Source organism: Bathymodiolus japonicus methanotrophic gill symbiont (assembly GCF_019721995.1).
GTDB lineage: Bacteria > Pseudomonadota > Gammaproteobacteria > Methylococcales > Methylomonadaceae > Methyloprofundus.
On record NZ_BLYC01000019.1, the window covers coordinates 21,684 to 38,191 of the forward strand.

Below are 16,508 nucleotides of genomic sequence, written 5' to 3' on the forward strand. Positions count from 1 at the left end.
ACTGGTTGCTACGGGTGAGTGTGGTCTTAATTTTAAAACGTTATGGCATTACTGAAGGTGTGTTGGCCTTTGATGAATCAGACCGAGCACGATCTAAGTCTACAAAACGTATTTATAAGGTTTACAAGCAGAAACACAAAGGCTCCGGCGGGTATGTTAATGGACAAACGATAGTATTATTGCTGCTAGTTACCTCATCCATTACAGTGCCTGTCGGTTTTTTCTTTTATATGCCGGATCCAGCCTTAAAGCATTGGGATAAAGAAGATAAACGGTTGAAAAAGAGCGGTATAGCAAAAAAAGATCGGCCTATTAAGCCTGAACGTGACAGTGCCTACCCGACCAAAACAGAGATTGCATTAGGCTTATTAAAAGAGTTTAAAGTTGCGCATAGCCTGATTAAAATTAAAGGCGTACTGGCTGATGCGCTGTATGGTGAAAAAGCCTTTATGGACGAAGCCGCTAAAGAATCTGGAGGCTCGCAGGTGATTAGCCAATTACGTAAAAACCAAAATATTGAATATAGAGGTAGAATAAGGTCAGTCGAGAGCTACTTTAATTCGATTAACAAAGGCATTGATCAGATAATACGTGTACGTGGCGGCAAAGAGATTAAAGTGACTGTCAGCAGTGCACGATTAAAGGTGAGTTCTCACAGTAAAAAACGCTTTGTCATTGCCTTAAAATATGACGGTGAAAACTACTATCGCTATTTAGTGGCGACAGACCTGACTTGGCGCACACAAGATATTATTCAAGCCTATACGTTGAGATGGCTGATTGAGGTTTTCTTTGAGGACTGGAAGCTTTATGAAGGATGGGGGCGTGAGGCCAAACAATTAGATGAAGAGGGATCAAGCCGTGGCCTGATTCTGAGTCTTTTGTTTGACCATTGCCTTCTCCCGCTGTCAGCCCCGGACGGGCTGATAGTCTCCAGAAGGCGCAGGGAAATTTGCCAATCCGAAGTGCGCGATAGCGCGCGAGGGAGGCTAAAATTTTATCCCGAATAGCCGTAGAGCCATTTGTGGTAGCCATGACTGAGCTGCTTTGTGCTCAGTCTGTGGCGGACGCAGGGCGGCTGGAGCATCTCCTATTCGCTGCGTAGGTGAACGAATTACGGCGACAGGAGTCCCGGAATTTCGTGAGGTAGCATGGCGCGCCTGTTCACTCAGAGCAAATAGCCCGCATTGAAAGCAAACTACCTGCGTATACCGTAGGAAGCTTACAGCGCAAGTCTCAAATGGATGTACTGCTTGAGTTCATCACGTCATTGCTAGAGTTTCCAGATCCTGGTGATAAGCTGAAAGAGTTAGGTGAATTAATAAAGGATGTGTTTCAACTGATGCCATCAGGAAAACATATGATTGGCAGAGATTTAGGGCGCTTAGGGCCAACAGCATCATTAAAGTATTGTTCTGCTGGGTGAAGGTAAGAGTTTGATGGCAATGGGATGGAAAAACTTGAACATCGAGTAAAAGAAAATTCAATTGCGACTCTGGTTGAGTCTATCGCTGTCAGCCCCGGACGGGCTGATAGTCTCCAGAAGGCGCAGGGAAATTTGCCAATCCGACGCTGAAAATCATGGAAACGGAGCTTAGCGAAGTGGTGATTTTTAGTCCCTGATAGGCGACAGGGCAATTCGCTGATTCGACGTGTGCTAGCAGCACGCGAGAGGAGCAAGAATTGCATTCCGAATAGCCGTCCAGCCAGTGAGGTAGTAATGACGAAGCGGCTTTTGTGCGTAGTCGTTGCGGACGCAGGGCGTTCAGGGCATCTCCCATCCGCTGCGTAGGTGAACGAATTATGGCGACAGGAGTCCCGGAATTTCGTGAGGTAGCATGGCGCGCCTGCCCTTTTGACTCCCAGCATGAGATCAATACAGGAGTTGAAGCATACAGTGTGTACGAAAACAAGGGCATCAAATTTAACGTGGTGGATTACCGTGATCCAGAAACCGGAAAACTTCACCGGTTTGTGACAACCTTGCCAATGACTATTAACCCTGGAGCCATTGCCATGCTATATTTCAAACGATGGACGATTGAAAAGACATTCAATAACACTAAAAGTAATTTCAAGGAAACTAAAGCTTGGTCTTCCAATATCCGCTCACTTGAAAATCAAATGCGCCTGACTGCAATGAGCTATAATTTAATGCGCGTGTTTGAAGAGATTTCAAAAACACAACAGCCAGAATTGATTCATCCATCGGATAAAAAATATAGCGAGGCTCTGGAGATAAGGCAGCAACAGGCTCAAAAACGAGATCGTTTTGTGAATCCATTATTTTTCCAGGCAAGAATATCTCGTATCAGCTCGTATACCATTCGGGCAGTTCAAAACGCAATAATAACAGGAATGTCTTTACAGTGCTTTATGAGCTCTCTTGTGGCGAGGTTAGTTTCACGGCCTCAATTGATAGGGGAACACTGATGAGTTACCTAGCTATTTCCTGGAACTAAATGACTGCGCAAAGCCAGCCCCAAGTATAGCCGCGTAGGTTACTGCAACAGCTGGAATCTGCAGGCTAAAATCTACGATAGCGTGCGCTGCAACCAACACACTACTGGAAAACCCGATAGCAGGGTAGATCCAGTTACGTTGTCTGTCCCAGACGCCGGTTAAGCATTTTTGTGCAATTAGAAAAATACTTAAGAACAAGGCGAGGGCGGCGGGAAAGCCCAATTCAAAGATGTTTTCCAGATAAGTGTTATGTGCCTTATCGTAGTATATGCCAATCTCACGGGTATTATATAGGCGGAACGAGTTTTCATAGCTATCATAGCCAAAGCCCAGCAAAGGGTTACTCATAATACCGTTCTAGGTTGCCTGATAGACTTTAGGTCGCCCGGACGCTGAAAATCATGGAAACGTAGCTTAGCGAAGTGGTGATTTTTAGTCCCTGATAGGTGACAGGGCAATTCGCTGATTCGACGTGTGCTAGCAGCACGCGAGAGGAGCAAGAATTGCATTCCGAATAGCCGTCCAGCCAGTGAGGTAGTAATGACGAAGCGGCTTTTGTGCGTAGTCGTTGCGGACGCAGGGCGTTCAGGGCATCTCCCATCCGCTGCGTAGGTGAACGAATTATGGCGACAGGAGTCCCGGAATTTCGTGAGGTAGCATGGCGCGCCTGGTTTTCGATTGAGATATCCTCCATGCGCTGCATCACTCTATCACCACTGACGCTAAACAGCGTTAGCGCGAAAAATACCAACGCGATAGCAGAGTAGTTTAAGGTTCGATTATGCAATTTATTACTCAGCCCCAAGACCACTAACAAGCTAATAATTGCCAGCGTAGTGCTAAGAAAACCACCTCGTGAATGGCTCAGGAAAAGAGCGGTGCCAACTGTAAACATCATTAATACGGGGCGCCAGGTGCGTGTGATCAGCTTTTCGATAAACACCTGTTTGCCATGGTTGCTGTTTAATCCGTAACGGGTGCTGCTTTTTATATGACTAAGCAAGTCTGGTATCAGGCAGAGTAATGACAGACCCGCGTAGGTCGCATAAGAATTTCTATTAACGATAGTGCTGGTGACATCATGCTTATAAGCCCATTTATCAAACCAGAGTATGGTATTAAACCCGCCAAAGTGAATGATTAATCCATAGCTGGCGTATACAAAGCCAGAGATTGCCAGCCACCTAAATAGCTTTTCCACGTTTTCAGTTTTTTGGCAATAACACATGGCAAGCAGGAAAATCATGCCATAGCCAGTCAAGCGCATCATTGCCGTAATCGTTTGCTCCGGATCCAGGCTTATTTTTGCTGGAATTTCCATATCAAGAAGCTGCGCTGTTGCGTGCCAGAGCGGATGCCCCCAGCTTTCTGGTATATATGCTGTAGTTTGAATCGCTGCCCAGGCGAGAGTGACTAAAAAGAGCAACAAGGGAATTTTAACTTTATCAAAATGAAACTTCATTTTGCGTTGTGCAAATATTAATGAAATACACCAGCTGATAACCACTAGCCCGATCAATAAGCTTAGTAGACTCCACGACCAGGGTCTATTGGAACCCGAAGGGCAAGGGAGAAAGAACTAGGATGACTATCAGGCCGTAGAAGGGCATTTGTAGTATGGGTTGTGAATTTACAGAAATTATTTATAGTCTAACATTTATTTTGTGCAGATAATTAATGCTACTCCAAATTTAACGCAAGTATTGTGCTTACTGGATAAACCAAAGATTATCAGCTTGTGTGGTTGGCTTAATCTTGTTAGAACACACGCCTGGCTTAGCGCGCATCGGGGTAAAATAATTGCTCGCCGTGTTTTTGATAAGCGCCGATCAACGCTTGTCCCTCGGTACCTGTGATAAAAGCGATATATTTTTTTGCCAGTTCATAGTTTACATGCTTATGTCGCGCAGGATTTACTGCGATAATATGATACGGGTTAAATAAGGCATTATCTCCCTCATTAACAATAATTAAATCTATTTTATCTTTAAAAGCAAGATAGGTGCCTCGGTCTGTCAGGGTGTAAGCCTGTTTTTCATCGGCAATGTTAATAACTGCGCCCATACTCTGGCCGACTTCCAGGTACCACGGCTCTGCCGTTGTGATTTTAGCTTGCCGCCATAGCGCCAGCTCTTTTTTATGCGTACCAGAATCGTCGCCGCGCGAAATAAAAGGGACTTGTGCCCGGGCAATTTGCTGCAGTGCGCTGGTGATTGATTGATTGATTTCGATAGCGGCAGGGTTAGATTTAGGCCCGATAAGCACAAAATCATTATGCATGACAGCCTGCCTGTCTGTACCATAACCCGCTGTTACGAATTTTAGTTCGGCTGTGGGAGCATGTACAAAGACCACATCGACATCGCCATTTACAGCTAAGCGCAGGGCTTTGCCCGTGCCAACGGCTATCACGTCCAGGTTCACGTTATAGCGCTTGGTAAAGACTGGGTTGAGCACTTGCATCAGGCCAGAGTTCTCGGTGCTAGTGGTGGTAGACATGAGTAGTGTGTCCTGAGCGTAGGCAGAATTCAGTAGCAGACTAAAACCTAGTAGAAGTATGTTTTTTAGCATATTAAGATGAGGTAATTTCACAAGTAGCTTGTATTGAGAGTTTTTCAATTTACAATTAATTGTGCTGCATTCTACTGGAACTATTTTTAATACTCTATCTTTGCATCATTTGATCTCATTTTTGCTAAAAAAGCTCTATGACAACTATTTATCAACTCAATCAACTAGTCTTTTCTTATGCGGATAAAGCAGCGCTGGCACTCGAGAAATTGCAGATAGAAGAGGGAAAGATCACCGCGTTAATCGGAGAAAATGGGTCAGGAAAAAGCACTTTGCTCAATTTACTCGCGTTTTTATCTCGCCCTGATTCTGGCAGCATTATTTTTAAGGGGCAGAGTGTACGCGCGCGGGATTTATTAGCATTTAGGCGGCGGGTCGGTTTTCTCGCACAAAAGCCGTTTATGCTGGCAGGCACAGTATATGACAATATAGAATTTGCCTTGAAAATACAGGGTAAAGCTGATCGCCCGGCAAAGGTTGCTTGCGTCTTAAAGCAGCTGGATATAAGTTATTGTAGCCAGCAGCAGGCTAAATTATTATCCGGTGGTGAGCAGCAAAAAGTCGCTTTAGCACGTATTCTGGTTTTAGCGCCGGAAGTCTTATTATTGGATGAGCCGTTTAGTTATCTGGATCAGAGTAGTGCGCAGGCATTGGAGTTGTTTGTACAGCGTTATACGCAAGCAACAGGCAAGACCCTGATTTTTAGCACGCACGACCGCTTACAAGGCTTTGCGCTGGCCGATAATGTGGTGGCGCTGGCAGACGGTAAGCAAGTGCTGACACCATTAATCAATTTATTTCATGGTGAAGTCATACAGCACCAGTTCCAAAGTGGCTCGTTGAGTATTCAATTGCCTGATGTAATTAGCTCGGGGCGTCATGTCTCCATTAATCCTGAAGATATTGTTTTGTCTACCACCGCGCTGGCATCTAGCATGCGTAACCATTTTCAGGGGCGTATTATTATGATTGCGGAAGAAAATGGCAGTGTGCGTGTGAATGTTGATGTGGGGGCTGTGTTTAAGGTGCTGATAACGTACCAGGCTTTACAGGAACTACAACTAAAACTGGGGGAGAAGGTGTGGGTGAATTTCAAATCCAGTGCTGTGGTGGTGTTTTAACTATACAGAAGCCGCGTAAAACTGCAGGTAGCTTGAAAGGTTTTATGCAGCCAGCTTATTTAATTGCGGATTAAGTTTCAAGGTATAATCAGTTTCTAATAGTGCCTTGCCGCCGCTGTCAGCCCCGGACGGGCTGATAGTCTCCAGAAGGCGCAGGGAAATTTGCCAATCCGAAGTGCGCGATAGCGCGCGAGGGAGGCCAAAATTTTATCCCGAATAGCCGTAGAGCCATTTGTGGTAGCCATGACTGAGCTGCTTTGTGCTCAGTCTGTGGCGGACGCAGGGCGGCTGGAGCATCTCCTATTCGCTGCGTAGGTGAACGAATTACGGCGACAGGAGTCCCGGAATTTCGTGAGGTAGCATGGCGCGCCTGTTCTTTTCATAGCCGTGATAATAAAGTTTTATTTGCTAATGACCTTGAAAAACCTTTGTTGTAAAAAAAATATCTATATCCTGGTTTGCTTGCTGGGTTTTAGCCCGTTACTCGTTTATGCCGATAACCCCCGGGTCGATATTCAGACGACGCAGGGTGTGATCACCATTGAACTGGCTGCAGATAAAGCCCCGCTTACCACGCAAAACTTTCTCAGCTATGTGCAGGAAGGTTTTTATAACAATACCCTGTTTCATCGGGTAATTGATGATTTTGTCATTCAGGGTGGCGGCTATACGGCCTCCGCTAAAAATCATGGAAACGGAGCTTAGCGAAGTGGTGATTTTTAGTCCCTGATAGGCGATAGGGCAATTCGCTGATTCGACGTGTGCTAGCAGCACGCGAGAGGAGCAAGAATTGCATTCCGAATAGCCGTCCAGCCAGTGAGGTAGTAATGACGAAGCGGCTTTTGTGCGTAGTCGTTGCGGACGCAGGGCGTTTAGGGCATCTCCCATCCGCTGCGTAGGTGAACGAATTATGGCGACAGGAGTCCCGGAATTTCGTGAGGTAGCATGGCGCGCCTGCCCTCGTATATTTGTGAGAATGCAGGGTTAGGTTATCTATGCTTTGCTTGCTATCAAACAAAGCCTATGGTGTAGCACATTGTTTATAATAGCTTATTTTATGGCAGTGACTGTTTAGTGTGCGTTAGCAGCAATTTGTTCAGCCCGTTTCTCGCTGGCATGTTCAATTTTAGAAAATACTTTGAGTATATCTGTTGCTGATAATATGCCGACCAGCTTTTTATGGGCATCAACTACAGGTAATGCACCAATTCTATTTTCTGCCATCAGTGCTGCGGCTTTAGACGCGTAGCTATCAGGCTGTACGGTAATCACTCCACGGTGCATGATATGTGTTACTTTTTTAGGTAGCACATGTAATTCAGTAGTGCCTTCTGCTGCAATAGACCGGGAATTGCTTTTTGGTCCCAGAGCCTTGTATAGGTCACGGTCGGACACGATGCCTACTACTTTGCCTTTTTCCACAACAGGCAGATGGCGCACTTTCTCGTAATGTATCAGGAAAAAGACGCGGTCTATCATATCTTGTGGCGCCACCGTAAATACTTTCTTGGTCATTAAATCTTCAACACGCATGTGTATATCTCTCTTCAAAATTATTATTAGTCGCACAGAATAGGCAGTTATGCATAATTTTACAAGAGTTATATCATCGAATGTTATAAAATAATTGGTTATGTAAATTAGAGAGGCTCATAACTCTGTGCTATAGCAGGTTTGTGAGTTAAATATTTTTAGCGGCAGCTATTGGAGTCAAAAATGCGCGTTATTCTTTTAGGTAGTCCAGGGTCAGGCAAGGGAACACAGGCACAATTTATCACCGAGAAATATGCAATTCCGCAAATATCCACTGGGGATATGTTACGTGCCGCAGTACGCGAGGGTACGGAGCTTGGGCGAGCAGCCAAGAAAATAATGGATGAGGGCGGGTTAGTCTCCGATGAAATTATTTTAGGTTTGATTAAAGACCGGATCGTCCAGCCAGACTGTAGTAATGGGTTTTTGCTGGACGGCTTTCCACGCACGATTGCACAGGCTGAAGGCTTGTTAGCGATGGGTGTAGAGATAGACCATGTGATAGAAATTGCAGTTGCCGATGATGAAATTATCAAGCGCATGGGTGGACGTAGAGTGCATCAGGAATCCGGGCGTACCTATCATATCGAATTTAATCCGCCCAAAGTCGCAAATAAAGATGATGTCACTGGCGAGCCACTTATTCAGCGGGATGATGATCAGGAAGCAACGGTTAAAAAGCGTCTGGATGTATACCACCAGCAAACCAAGCCGCTGGTTGGTTTTTATCGCGCTATGGCTGAGCAGGGAAAAGTACAGTTTACTACGGTTGCAGGTGTAGATGCAGTTGCAGATATTACTGCCAAGGTTTATCAGGCTTTGGCATAAGGCAAAGGAGCGGGTGTGGATATTTTAAGTGTAGAAATTTTTCAGTATTTTAAGTCGCAGGGCTTGATTACAGCTCATTTAGGGGCAGAAAATCGCGTGACCGGGATAGTCCCGGCTGAAGCTGCAGGGCAGGGAGACCTGGTTTTTGTAGAACATGAAAAATATCTATCCGCAGTCTTGACTTCAGGCGCGGCGGCAATTGTCACTACACAGGCGATAGCGGAAAAAATACTGGGCGATACTATTGCGCTCCTGATAGCGCCTAATGTACGTATGGCAATGGCGTATATCCGGCAAAAATATGTCGACCGGGATGTGTATGATTCCGAGTGGGGACGTGTTCATGCAGCAGCGGTAATCCATGCATCGGTAACCGTGCCGGATGATGCAGTTATTGGTCCCGGTGTGGTGATTGGTAAAAATGTACGGCTGGGTTCTGCAGTGGTTATTATGGCCAATACGGTGATTGAATTTGATGTTGTTATTGGCGCTAGAACAGTCATTTATCCGAGTTGCGTGGTGTCTTACAACTGCCAGATAGGTGAGGATTGCATATTAAAGGCAGGCTGCGTCATCGGTAGTGATGGTCAGGGCTTTGCGCAAGATGAACATTTTCATCATCATCGTATTCCGCAAACGGGCCGCGTGGTTATTGGTAATAAAGTCGTTATCGGCTCGGTGACTACTATCGACCGGGCTACGTATACGCAAACAAAAGTACATGATGGCAGTATTATAGATGCACAATGCCATTTAGCACATAATGTGATTATTGAAGAAGATTGTATTCTGGTTGCGCAAACCGGGATTGCAGGTTCGAGCCACTTTGGCAAGCGGGTGATTGCATCTGGACAGACCGGGATTCTGGATCATGTACATATCCCTGATGACACTATGCTGCTTCATCGGGCAGGGGTTCATAGTAGTATTAAAAAGTCAGGTATATATGCTTATGGGCCTGCACAACCGTTTAAAAAATATACAAAAAATATCGCTGTTTTCCAGCGCCTGAGTGAAGTCTGGACGCGGCTAAAGAAATTGGAAAAACAAGTCGCCGAGCTGTCTAAATAATCCCCAATAGATTCAATTTTAAAGAAAATAAGGTTTATAGGTTAATGACACAGAAAATTGCAGTATTGCCAGGTGATGGCATAGGTCCTGAAATTATAGAAGAAGCCATTAAGGTATTGGACTTCTTAAATACGGATATGGCCTTAGGCCTGGAATTTGAGCACGGTTTAATCGGCGGTGCAGCGTATGATGAAACAGGGTCACCCTTTCCCGCCACTACAGTAGAGCTGGTTAAACAGGCTGATGCCGTTTTGTTAGGTGCGGTCGGTGGTTATAAATGGGAGTCACTGGATATTGCAGTACGCCCGGAGAAAGGCTTGTTAGGCTTACGTTCCGAGCTACAATTATTTTCAAATTTACGTCCTGCGATTTTATATCCACAACTAGCGGATGCATCAACGTTAAAATCGGAGGTTGTTTCAGGGCTGGATATCATGATCGTACGGGAGTTGACCGGAGGCATTTATTTTGGTCAGCCGCGTGGTATCAGAATACTAGAAAATGGAGAAAAGCAAGGTTATAACACGCTGGTTTATAGTGAATCAGAAATTCGCCGTATTGGTCATTCAGCATTCAGGATTGCGCAAAAACGTAATAAACGTTTGTGTTCAGTGGATAAAGCTAATGTCCTGGAGTGTACTGAGTTATGGCGTGAAGTAATGTCTGAAGTGGGCAAAGAGTATCCTGATGTGGAACTAAGCCATATGTATGTTGATAACGCGTCTATGCAATTAGTGCGTGCGCCTAAGCAGTTTGATGTGATGGTCACCACGAATATGTTTGGCGATATCTTATCAGATACCGCTTCTATGCTAACCGGATCCATCGGGATGTTACCTTCTGCTTCACTAGATGTTAATAGTAAGGGTATGTACGAGCCAATTCATGGTTCTGCGCCGGATATTTCCGGGCAGGGAATTGCGAATCCGTTAGCGACTATATTATCAGCAGCAATGATGTTGCGTTATACCTTTAATATTGGAGCAGCGGCAGATCGTATTGAACAAGCTGTACATGATGCGCTGGATGCAAATGTGCGTACCGCAGATATTTATTCTGCCGGCATGCAAAAAATAAGTACCTCAGAAATGGGTGATACCGTCGTTAACGCCTTACAAGCAGGTGTAAAGTAATGAGTAAAAAATATAATGTAGCAATCGTTGGGGCAACCGGAGCAGTTGGTGAAGCCATGATTTCAATTCTGGAAGAACGAAAGTTTCCGGTGGACAACGTTTATGCCTTGGCAAGTGAACGCTCGGCCGGTAAGCGCATGGCATTTAATGGGAGAATGCTTAGTGTCCAGGATTTAGCAGAATTTGATTTTTCCAAAGCAGATATAGGTTTATTTTCTGCCGGCGCTTCATTATCAGAAAAATACGCGCCTATTGCGGCTGCGGCTGGTTGTGTGGTGATTGATAATACTTCGCAGTTTCGCTATGACGATGACATTCCGTTAATTGTGCCCGAGGTAAACCCTGACAGCATCGCTGATTATAAGGCGCGCGGCATTATTGCAAACCCCAACTGCTCTACAATCCAGATGTTAGTTGCACTGAAGCCTATCTATGATGCAGTCGGTATAGAGCGTATTAATGTGTGTACTTATCAGGCGGTTTCCGGTTCGGGTAAGGAAGCGATTGAGGAAGTGGTTAGTCAGACGTCTCAGTTGTTAAATGGCAAGCCGATTACAAGCAGCGTATATCCCAAGCAAATTGCCTTTAATGTATTGCCACAGATTGATGTGTTTATGGAAAATGGCTATACCAAAGAAGAGATGAAAATGGTCTGGGAAACCTGGAAAATTATGGGTGACGATAGTATTCAGGTAAATCCGACTGCAGTACGCGTACCGGTTTTCTTTGGTCATTCAGAAGCAATTCACATAGAAACACGCGATAAAATCAGTGTGCAAAAAGTGCGTGAAATTTTAGCCACATCACCTGGGATTACAGTGATGGATGAGCGGGTAGATGGCGGTTATCCAACGGCTGTAACTGAGTCAGCAGGGTGTGATGATGTGTTTGTTGGACGTATCAGAGAAGATATTTCGCATGCAAAGGGAATAGATTTGTGGGTTGTTGCGGATAATGTGCGTAAAGGGGCTGCATTGAATAGTGTACAAATTGCAGAAGAGTTGGTAAAAAAATACATCTATAGTTTCTCAGATAAATAATTTCCAAATTTGGAGCGCTTAAACTTAGGCGGTAACAACGAAATCTTCCCGCAATTTTTGCATAACACAAATCACTTTACTGGCATCATGCATATAAGTGTTAAAAGTTTGCACAACTGAATCATGAAGATCTTCAAAAGTTTTAAAATACTTCATATGAGTCGAATCGCGTTTCGTATTTTTCCATAATTTCTCAATCGGATTAAAATCCGGCGAGAACGCAGGGAGACGTTCTACTGTCAAACGATCTACATTAGCTAACTTAAATTCCTTAATAACACCGCTTCCATGATACGGGGCACCATCTTCAATTAGAATAATCTTGCCTTTATAATAAGCCAGCAATTGTGTTAAAAACTCAACATAGCTTTCACCATTAAAACGCCCAGATGTTTCAGCGTGTTGTAATATCATTGGCTTATAACTCTCGATTAAGACGTTGTCGGCAATAGAATATATCGCTTCCATAAAAAGCTTCTGTGTTGGATATTTCTCATTTTTTAAGCTTTTAAGAATAGCTAAAAATTCTTGAGGCAGCCCAGCTTCCGCTGGAAATCATGGAAACGGAGCTTAGCGAAGTGGTGATTTTTAGTCCCTGATAGGCGACAGGGCAATTCGCTGATTCGACGTGTGCTAGCAGCACGCGAGAGGAGCAAGAATTGCATTCCGAATAGCCGTCCAGCCAGTGAGGTAGTAATGACGAAGCGGCTTTTGTGCGTAGTCGTTGCGGACGCAGGGCGTTCAGGGCATCTCCCATCCGCTGCGTAGGTGAACGAATTATGGCGACAGGAGTCCCGGAATTTCGTGAGGTAGCATGGCGCGCCTGTTTTAAAAGTCTAAGTGACTTTGGTTTTATCTCATAAGCCAATGATTCTCGGTATTGAAAACTCCCTCCTTCGAATTCGATCGTACCAAACATTTTCAACCCTTTTCGAATCTCTGATGTTTTCACTGTGGGTTGCTCTCCTATTGGAGCCCAGGTTCGTGCCAATGAACCCCACATAGCAAATGACACCTCATCACCGAATAAAACGACCGCTGTCAGCCCCGGAAGGGCTGATAGTCTCCAGAAGGCGCAGGGAAATTTGCCAATCCGAAGTGCGCGATAGCGCGCGAGGGAGGCTAAAATTTTATCCCGAATAGCCGTAGAGCCATTTGTGGTAGCCATGACTGAGCTGCTTTGTGCTCAGTCTGCTGTGGCGGACGCAGGGCGGATGGGAGATGCCCTGAACGCCCTGCGTCCGCAACGACTACGCACAAAAGCCGCTTCGTCATTACTACCTCACTGGCTGGACGGCTATTCGGAATGCAATTCTTGCTCCTCTCGCGTGCTGCTAGCACAGGTCGAATCAGCGAACGCTGAAAATCAGGGAAACGTAGCCTAACCCATCTTCGTCACTATTGATGATGTAGTTGTTATAAATCAATTGGTTGAAATTTTAAAAAGTAGCCAGTTGGCACTACAGATTTTGTGTTTTTGTATAAAACGTTGGATTTTTTAGAGTATTTTTGTCGCATGTAAATTACACTCAAATAATGATGATTTTTTTGACAAAAGTCAATGAATTTATCGACAAAAATAATATAAATGGCACTACAAAACTTTCAAAAAAAACACCATTGATTTTAAAGAGAATTTTTCGACAAAAAATCGCTTAAACCGATGAATCAATGGCTTAGAAAGATGAAAGTGACGAAGATGGGCTAAGCGAAGTGATGATTTTTAGTCCGCGATAGCCGTAGGGCCGTTGTTTTGTCGGAGTCTGAGCGTTAGCGAAGGTGGAGACAAAATAAAAGGCCATCCGACACGGCGTCAAGTCATTTGGAGCCTATGTTCCGACCCCTTGTTGGGTCGGGACGAGGTGACGAGGACGAATCGGGGCCGCCGGAGGCATAAGTGGTCGCGTTAAGTTTTTGCTGCTTGCTTGGGCTGGGATGCCCAAAACAAGCTTTCGCAAAAATAGCGACTCCCCGATTGCCCTGTCGCCTATCAGGGACTAAAAATCACCACTTCGCTAAGCTCCGTTTCCATGATTTTCAGCGGTTGATACGAGTGTAGAACAGGATAACTCGTCCGCTGTCAGCCCCGGACGGGCTGATAGTCTCCAGAAGGCGCAGGGAAATTTGCCAATCCGAAGTGCGCGATAGCGCGCGAGGGAGGCTAAAATTTTATCCCGAATAGCCGTAGAGCCATTTGAGGTAGCCATGACTGAGCTGCTTTGTGCTCAGTCTGTGGCGGACGCAGGGCGGCTGGAGCATCTCCTATTCGCTGCGTAGGTGAACGAATTACGGCGACAGGAGTCCCGGAATTTCGTGAGGTAGCATGGCGCGCCTGTGATACTAATGATAAGAGTTTAGCATTGGCTAATACTGAAGTCGTTGAGAAGACTCCTGAAGCTGTGCCTGTACAGGAAATTAGAATACAGGATGCAGATACGAAGAAAATAGCAGCTGTAAAAGAGTCGCAACAAGCACCAGTGACGGAGGTATCGGTTAAAGAAGAATCTGGGGCAAATTACTTTTATTTGGGGACTGGCCTTTTGGTTCTGCTGGGCTTTGGCTGGTTACTTGGACATAGGCGCAGAACTGAAGACGAAATTAATGAAAACAGTATTTTTTCTTCTGCAAGTGAAATGAGCCCTGCTGATAGCGAGGAAAAAACAGCGATACCTGTTTTAGACAAGAAAACGGCCTACGATGTTGGTACGATAGGCGAAAGTTCTTTCTTAAGTGAATTTACACCGGGTGATTTTGACGTATTTGAAACTGACCAGGCAGAAGTTGACCCTAGCTCCGAAACAGATGCGTATCTAGCTTATGGCCGATACCAGCAAGCTGAAGAATTGATGCGTCAGGCAATTCAAGAGCACCCTGAAAAAGATGAATACAAGTTGAAGTTGCTGGAAATATTTTATGCCAGTGAAAATGAAGCTGGCTTTGAAGATTATGCAAAGGAATTAGCTGCAGCAGGAAAGCAGAAAGATATTAATTTCTGGTCAAAAGTTACGGCAATGGGTAGCGAACTTATTCCTGCTTCTGAGTTCTTTTTCAGTGAGCAAGGCGAAGCAAGATTTGCAGTAACTGATGTGCCTGTTGACGATTATTTGAAGACATCAAGCGATGTTATTAATGAAGATGTAGATGCATTTACTGAGGCTATGACTAAGCTGGACGGTGAAGAGAAAAAACTTGCTGACGCTGGCGCAGGCTCTGGAGGCGATGCAGAGTTTGTCCCGAGTAACTTGTCCCTGGAAGATAATACTGAAGGCAGGGGTGGTGAGCATGTGGGTAAAGCAGAGGCTGCAGAGCAACAAGATGATATAGAAAGTGTGTATTTTGACTTTGATTTAAGTCAGTTTGAAGCTATCGACTCTGCGGATGATCAAGAATCAAACCTGGAAACCTTTGATTTTAATAATAGCAAGGAAGAGCCGGTACAAAAAGCTGCAGAAAATAGTGACTTTGACTTTGACTTTGATTTTAATGAAGTTTCCACAGAGCCAGATTCTGAAACAGCAGGCTCAGCTGATCATGTTTCTGGGGTTTCTGATTTAACCGATAGAGATGAAATTGAAACAAAAATAGACCTAGCTAAAGCGTATATTGATATGGGCGATGAAGCAGCAGCAAGGGGCATAGCACAAGAGATATTGAGTCAGGGTAATGATATGCAAAAAAGTGAGGCTCAAGCTATTTTAAATAAATTAAGTTAGGGCGCGATGGTCTCGTCTAGGCATAATAAAGCCCCTTATTACCGTATTATGATCGCTATGAAAACTAAGCAGCAATACTGACAGCCCCTTTTAATTTCTTCATAGCATTTTTTTCCAATTGTCTAATGCGCTCGGCTGACACATTATAACGCTCAGCTAATTCATGCAAGGTCATTTTTTTCTCTGTAAGCCAGCGGCTCGCGACAATGTCCTGGCTACGTTCATCAAGGCCTTGTAATGCATTTGTTAATAGATTCTCTTTGTGCTCATACCAGTCCGCATTTTCCAGTAATAAGGCTGGATCTGCATTGTGCTGTTGCAAATAAGAAACTGGCGCACTATAAGATTCATCGCTACTACTGGATTCAGGCAGGTCAAACGCCATATCTTTACCATCTAGGCGGGTTTCCATTTCATAAACGGTTTTAATGTCTACATCCAAGTTTTCAGCAATAGCTTCTGCTTCATCTTTAGATAACCAGCCTAGCTGTTTCTTAGACTTTCTTAAGTTGAAGAAAATCTTGCGTTGCGATTTTGTGGTGGCAACTTTGACTATGCGCCAGTTTTTTATGACATATTCATGTATTTCAGCGCGTATCCAGTGCACGGCAAAAGATACCAGGCGCACACCCACATCGGGGTCAAACCGCTTAACTGCTTTCATCAGACCGATATTCCCTTCCTGAACAATATCATTCATAGGTAAGCCATAACCACTGTAACCACGAGCCACATGGGCAACAAAACGTAAATTTGCCATAACCAGCTGCTTTGCTGCTTCAAGATCCTGGTGGTCTCTATAGAGGGTTGCAAGCTTGCGCTCTTCTTCAGCATTTAATTTATTAGTTTGGCCAACTACATTCAGATAAGAATCAAAGTTCTTAGCAGTTAAATTAATAGGTAAGGCTAATGAATTAGGCATAGAAGACTCCAATAATTAAACATAGGCTGATTTTAGCACTCAATGAGCCGGAGTGCTAATAAAAATAAAATATTTGTGAAGAGATTCATGAAAACTGGGCAATATAGCGTAAA

Annotated in this window: 27 protein-coding genes; 15 read left to right on the top strand and 12 right to left on the bottom strand. The window is 44.6% G+C overall.

Going from position 1 to position 16,508, the window contains the following annotated elements; genetic code table 11:
* Positions 1-5: 5 nt before the first annotated feature.
* From K6984_RS19725 to K6984_RS19735, 3 genes are read left to right on the top strand one after another with little or no spacing between them, the layout of a single operon-like run.
* Positions 6-1,010: a transposase gene (locus K6984_RS19725; protein ID WP_263458808.1), complete on the top strand. Its 1,005-nt coding sequence runs from the start codon at positions 6-8 to the stop codon at positions 1,008-1,010.
* A 37-nt stretch (positions 1,011-1,047) separates the two neighbouring features.
* Positions 1,048-1,191, top strand: coding sequence for a hypothetical protein (locus K6984_RS19730; RefSeq protein WP_221897070.1), 144 nt, complete (start codon positions 1,048-1,050; stop codon positions 1,189-1,191).
* A 49-nt stretch (positions 1,192-1,240) separates the two neighbouring features.
* The gene (locus K6984_RS19735; protein WP_221895029.1) at positions 1,241-1,426 is read left to right on the top strand and encodes a hypothetical protein; all 186 of its coding nucleotides are present in this window, start codon (positions 1,241-1,243) and stop codon (positions 1,424-1,426) included.
* Here K6984_RS19735 and K6984_RS19740 read toward each other — a convergent pair.
* Positions 1,336-1,638: a hypothetical protein gene (locus K6984_RS19740; protein ID WP_221897071.1), complete on the bottom strand. Its 303-nt coding sequence runs from the start codon at positions 1,636-1,638 to the stop codon at positions 1,336-1,338. The genes K6984_RS19735 and K6984_RS19740 overlap by 91 nt on opposite strands.
* 99 nt (positions 1,639-1,737) lie before the next feature.
* Here K6984_RS19740 and K6984_RS19745 point away from each other — a divergent pair, with 99 nt between their 5' ends.
* Positions 1,738-2,433 carry a transposase gene (locus tag K6984_RS19745; protein ID WP_221897072.1) on the top strand — a complete coding sequence of 232 codons (696 nt, stop codon included), beginning with the start codon at positions 1,738-1,740 and terminating at the stop codon, positions 2,431-2,433.
* 12 nt (positions 2,434-2,445) lie between these two features.
* Here K6984_RS19745 and K6984_RS19750 read toward each other — a convergent pair whose 3' ends face one another.
* Positions 2,446-2,799, bottom strand: a complete 354-nt coding sequence (locus K6984_RS19750) for an O-antigen ligase family protein (protein WP_221897073.1) — start codon at positions 2,797-2,799, stop codon at positions 2,446-2,448.
* 40 nt (positions 2,800-2,839) lie between these two features.
* Complete coding sequence (locus K6984_RS19755) at positions 2,840-3,064, bottom strand: hypothetical protein (RefSeq protein ID WP_221897074.1); 225 nt, start codon at positions 3,062-3,064, stop codon at positions 2,840-2,842.
* Between K6984_RS19755 and K6984_RS19760 the strand changes: the two genes are divergently transcribed.
* Complete coding sequence (locus tag K6984_RS19760) at positions 3,021-3,230, top strand: hypothetical protein (protein ID WP_221897075.1); 210 nt, start codon at positions 3,021-3,023, stop codon at positions 3,228-3,230. The genes K6984_RS19755 and K6984_RS19760 overlap by 44 nt on opposite strands.
* Before the next feature lie 1,009 nt (positions 3,231-4,239).
* On the opposite strand, the gene K6984_RS19765 is transcribed toward K6984_RS19760, so the two are convergent.
* Positions 4,240-4,962, bottom strand: coding sequence for an ABC transporter substrate-binding protein (locus K6984_RS19765; protein WP_338024558.1), 723 nt, complete (start codon positions 4,960-4,962; stop codon positions 4,240-4,242).
* Between the two features lie 209 nt (positions 4,963-5,171).
* Here K6984_RS19765 and K6984_RS19770 point away from each other — a divergent pair, with 209 nt between their 5' ends.
* Positions 5,172-6,155, top strand: coding sequence for an ABC transporter ATP-binding protein (locus K6984_RS19770; protein WP_221897076.1), 984 nt, complete (start codon positions 5,172-5,174; stop codon positions 6,153-6,155).
* A 95-nt stretch (positions 6,156-6,250) separates the two neighbouring features.
* On the opposite strand, the gene K6984_RS19775 is transcribed toward K6984_RS19770, so the two are convergent.
* A complete protein-coding gene (locus K6984_RS19775; protein ID WP_221897077.1) occupies positions 6,251-6,400 on the bottom strand; it encodes a hypothetical protein in 150 nt (49 codons plus the stop codon).
* Positions 6,401-6,412: 12 nt separating this feature from the next.
* Here K6984_RS19775 and K6984_RS19780 point away from each other — a divergent pair, with 12 nt between their 5' ends.
* The 3 genes from K6984_RS19780 (at position 6,413) to K6984_RS19790 (ending at position 7,143) form a co-directional block, all read left to right on the top strand.
* On the top strand, positions 6,413-6,592 hold the full coding sequence (locus K6984_RS19780) for a hypothetical protein (RefSeq protein ID WP_221897078.1): 180 nt from the start codon (positions 6,413-6,415) through the stop codon (positions 6,590-6,592).
* Positions 6,567-6,860: a peptidylprolyl isomerase gene (locus tag K6984_RS19785; RefSeq protein ID WP_221897122.1), complete on the top strand. Its 294-nt coding sequence runs from the start codon at positions 6,567-6,569 to the stop codon at positions 6,858-6,860. The genes K6984_RS19780 and K6984_RS19785 overlap by 26 nt, the downstream gene beginning before the upstream one ends.
* Before the next feature lie 139 nt (positions 6,861-6,999).
* Positions 7,000-7,143, top strand: coding sequence for a hypothetical protein (locus K6984_RS19790; RefSeq protein ID WP_221897079.1), 144 nt, complete (start codon positions 7,000-7,002; stop codon positions 7,141-7,143).
* A gap of 83 nt (positions 7,144-7,226) precedes the next feature.
* On the opposite strand, the gene K6984_RS19795 is transcribed toward K6984_RS19790, so the two are convergent.
* Entirely contained in the window at positions 7,227-7,688 is a 462-nt protein-coding gene (locus K6984_RS19795) for a CBS domain-containing protein (protein ID WP_221897080.1), read from the bottom strand.
* A 183-nt stretch (positions 7,689-7,871) separates the two neighbouring features.
* Between K6984_RS19795 and adk the strand changes: the two genes are divergently transcribed.
* Genes adk through K6984_RS19815 form a run of 4 tightly spaced genes read left to right on the top strand, consistent with a single transcriptional unit; the run spans position 7,872 to position 11,760 of the window.
* Positions 7,872-8,516: an adenylate kinase gene (gene adk / locus K6984_RS19800; protein ID WP_221897123.1), complete on the top strand. Its 645-nt coding sequence runs from the start codon at positions 7,872-7,874 to the stop codon at positions 8,514-8,516.
* Positions 8,517-8,531: 15 nt separating this feature from the next.
* Positions 8,532-9,587, top strand: coding sequence for a UDP-3-O-(3-hydroxymyristoyl)glucosamine N-acyltransferase (lpxD, locus tag K6984_RS19805; RefSeq protein WP_221897081.1), 1,056 nt, complete (start codon positions 8,532-8,534; stop codon positions 9,585-9,587).
* A 44-nt stretch (positions 9,588-9,631) separates the two neighbouring features.
* Complete coding sequence (leuB, locus tag K6984_RS19810; protein WP_221897082.1) at positions 9,632-10,720, top strand: 3-isopropylmalate dehydrogenase; 1,089 nt, start codon at positions 9,632-9,634, stop codon at positions 10,718-10,720.
* Positions 10,720-11,760: an aspartate-semialdehyde dehydrogenase gene (locus tag K6984_RS19815; RefSeq protein WP_221897083.1), complete on the top strand. Its 1,041-nt coding sequence runs from the start codon at positions 10,720-10,722 to the stop codon at positions 11,758-11,760. Before leuB ends, K6984_RS19815 begins: the two co-directional genes overlap by 1 nt.
* 24 nt (positions 11,761-11,784) lie before the next feature.
* Here K6984_RS19815 and K6984_RS19820 read toward each other — a convergent pair whose 3' ends face one another.
* The gene (locus tag K6984_RS19820) at positions 11,785-12,228 is read right to left on the bottom strand and encodes a transposase (RefSeq protein WP_221896026.1); all 444 of its coding nucleotides are present in this window, start codon (positions 12,226-12,228) and stop codon (positions 11,785-11,787) included.
* A gap of 40 nt (positions 12,229-12,268) precedes the next feature.
* Complete coding sequence (locus tag K6984_RS19825; RefSeq protein ID WP_221897084.1) at positions 12,269-12,928, bottom strand: hypothetical protein; 660 nt, start codon at positions 12,926-12,928, stop codon at positions 12,269-12,271.
* A 46-nt stretch (positions 12,929-12,974) separates the two neighbouring features.
* Between K6984_RS19825 and K6984_RS19830 the strand changes: the two genes are divergently transcribed.
* Positions 12,975-13,145: a hypothetical protein gene (locus K6984_RS19830; protein WP_221897085.1), complete on the top strand. Its 171-nt coding sequence runs from the start codon at positions 12,975-12,977 to the stop codon at positions 13,143-13,145.
* A gap of 291 nt (positions 13,146-13,436) precedes the next feature.
* Here K6984_RS19830 and K6984_RS34245 read toward each other — a convergent pair whose 3' ends face one another.
* The 3 genes from K6984_RS34245 to K6984_RS19835 are packed head-to-tail and all read right to left on the bottom strand — an operon-like array spanning position 13,437 to position 13,967.
* Positions 13,437-13,562, bottom strand: a complete 126-nt coding sequence (locus tag K6984_RS34245) for a hypothetical protein (protein ID WP_263458810.1) — start codon at positions 13,560-13,562, stop codon at positions 13,437-13,439.
* 27 nt (positions 13,563-13,589) lie between these two features.
* A complete protein-coding gene (locus K6984_RS34250) occupies positions 13,590-13,718 on the bottom strand; it encodes a hypothetical protein (protein ID WP_263458596.1) in 129 nt (42 codons plus the stop codon).
* Positions 13,719-13,775: 57 nt separating this feature from the next.
* On the bottom strand, positions 13,776-13,967 hold the full coding sequence (locus K6984_RS19835) for a hypothetical protein (RefSeq protein WP_221897086.1): 192 nt from the start codon (positions 13,965-13,967) through the stop codon (positions 13,776-13,778).
* A 12-nt stretch (positions 13,968-13,979) separates the two neighbouring features.
* On the opposite strand from K6984_RS19835, the gene K6984_RS19840 reads away from it, so the two are divergent.
* Positions 13,980-15,473: a motility hub landmark protein FimV gene (locus K6984_RS19840; RefSeq protein WP_221897087.1), complete on the top strand. Its 1,494-nt coding sequence runs from the start codon at positions 13,980-13,982 to the stop codon at positions 15,471-15,473.
* Between the two features lie 64 nt (positions 15,474-15,537).
* Here the strand turns inward: K6984_RS19840 and rpoH are convergent, their stop codons facing one another.
* Positions 15,538-16,395 carry an RNA polymerase sigma factor RpoH gene (rpoH, locus tag K6984_RS19845; RefSeq protein ID WP_221897088.1) on the bottom strand — a complete coding sequence of 286 codons (858 nt, stop codon included), beginning with the start codon at positions 16,393-16,395 and terminating at the stop codon, positions 15,538-15,540.
* Positions 16,396-16,508 lie beyond the last annotated feature (113 nt).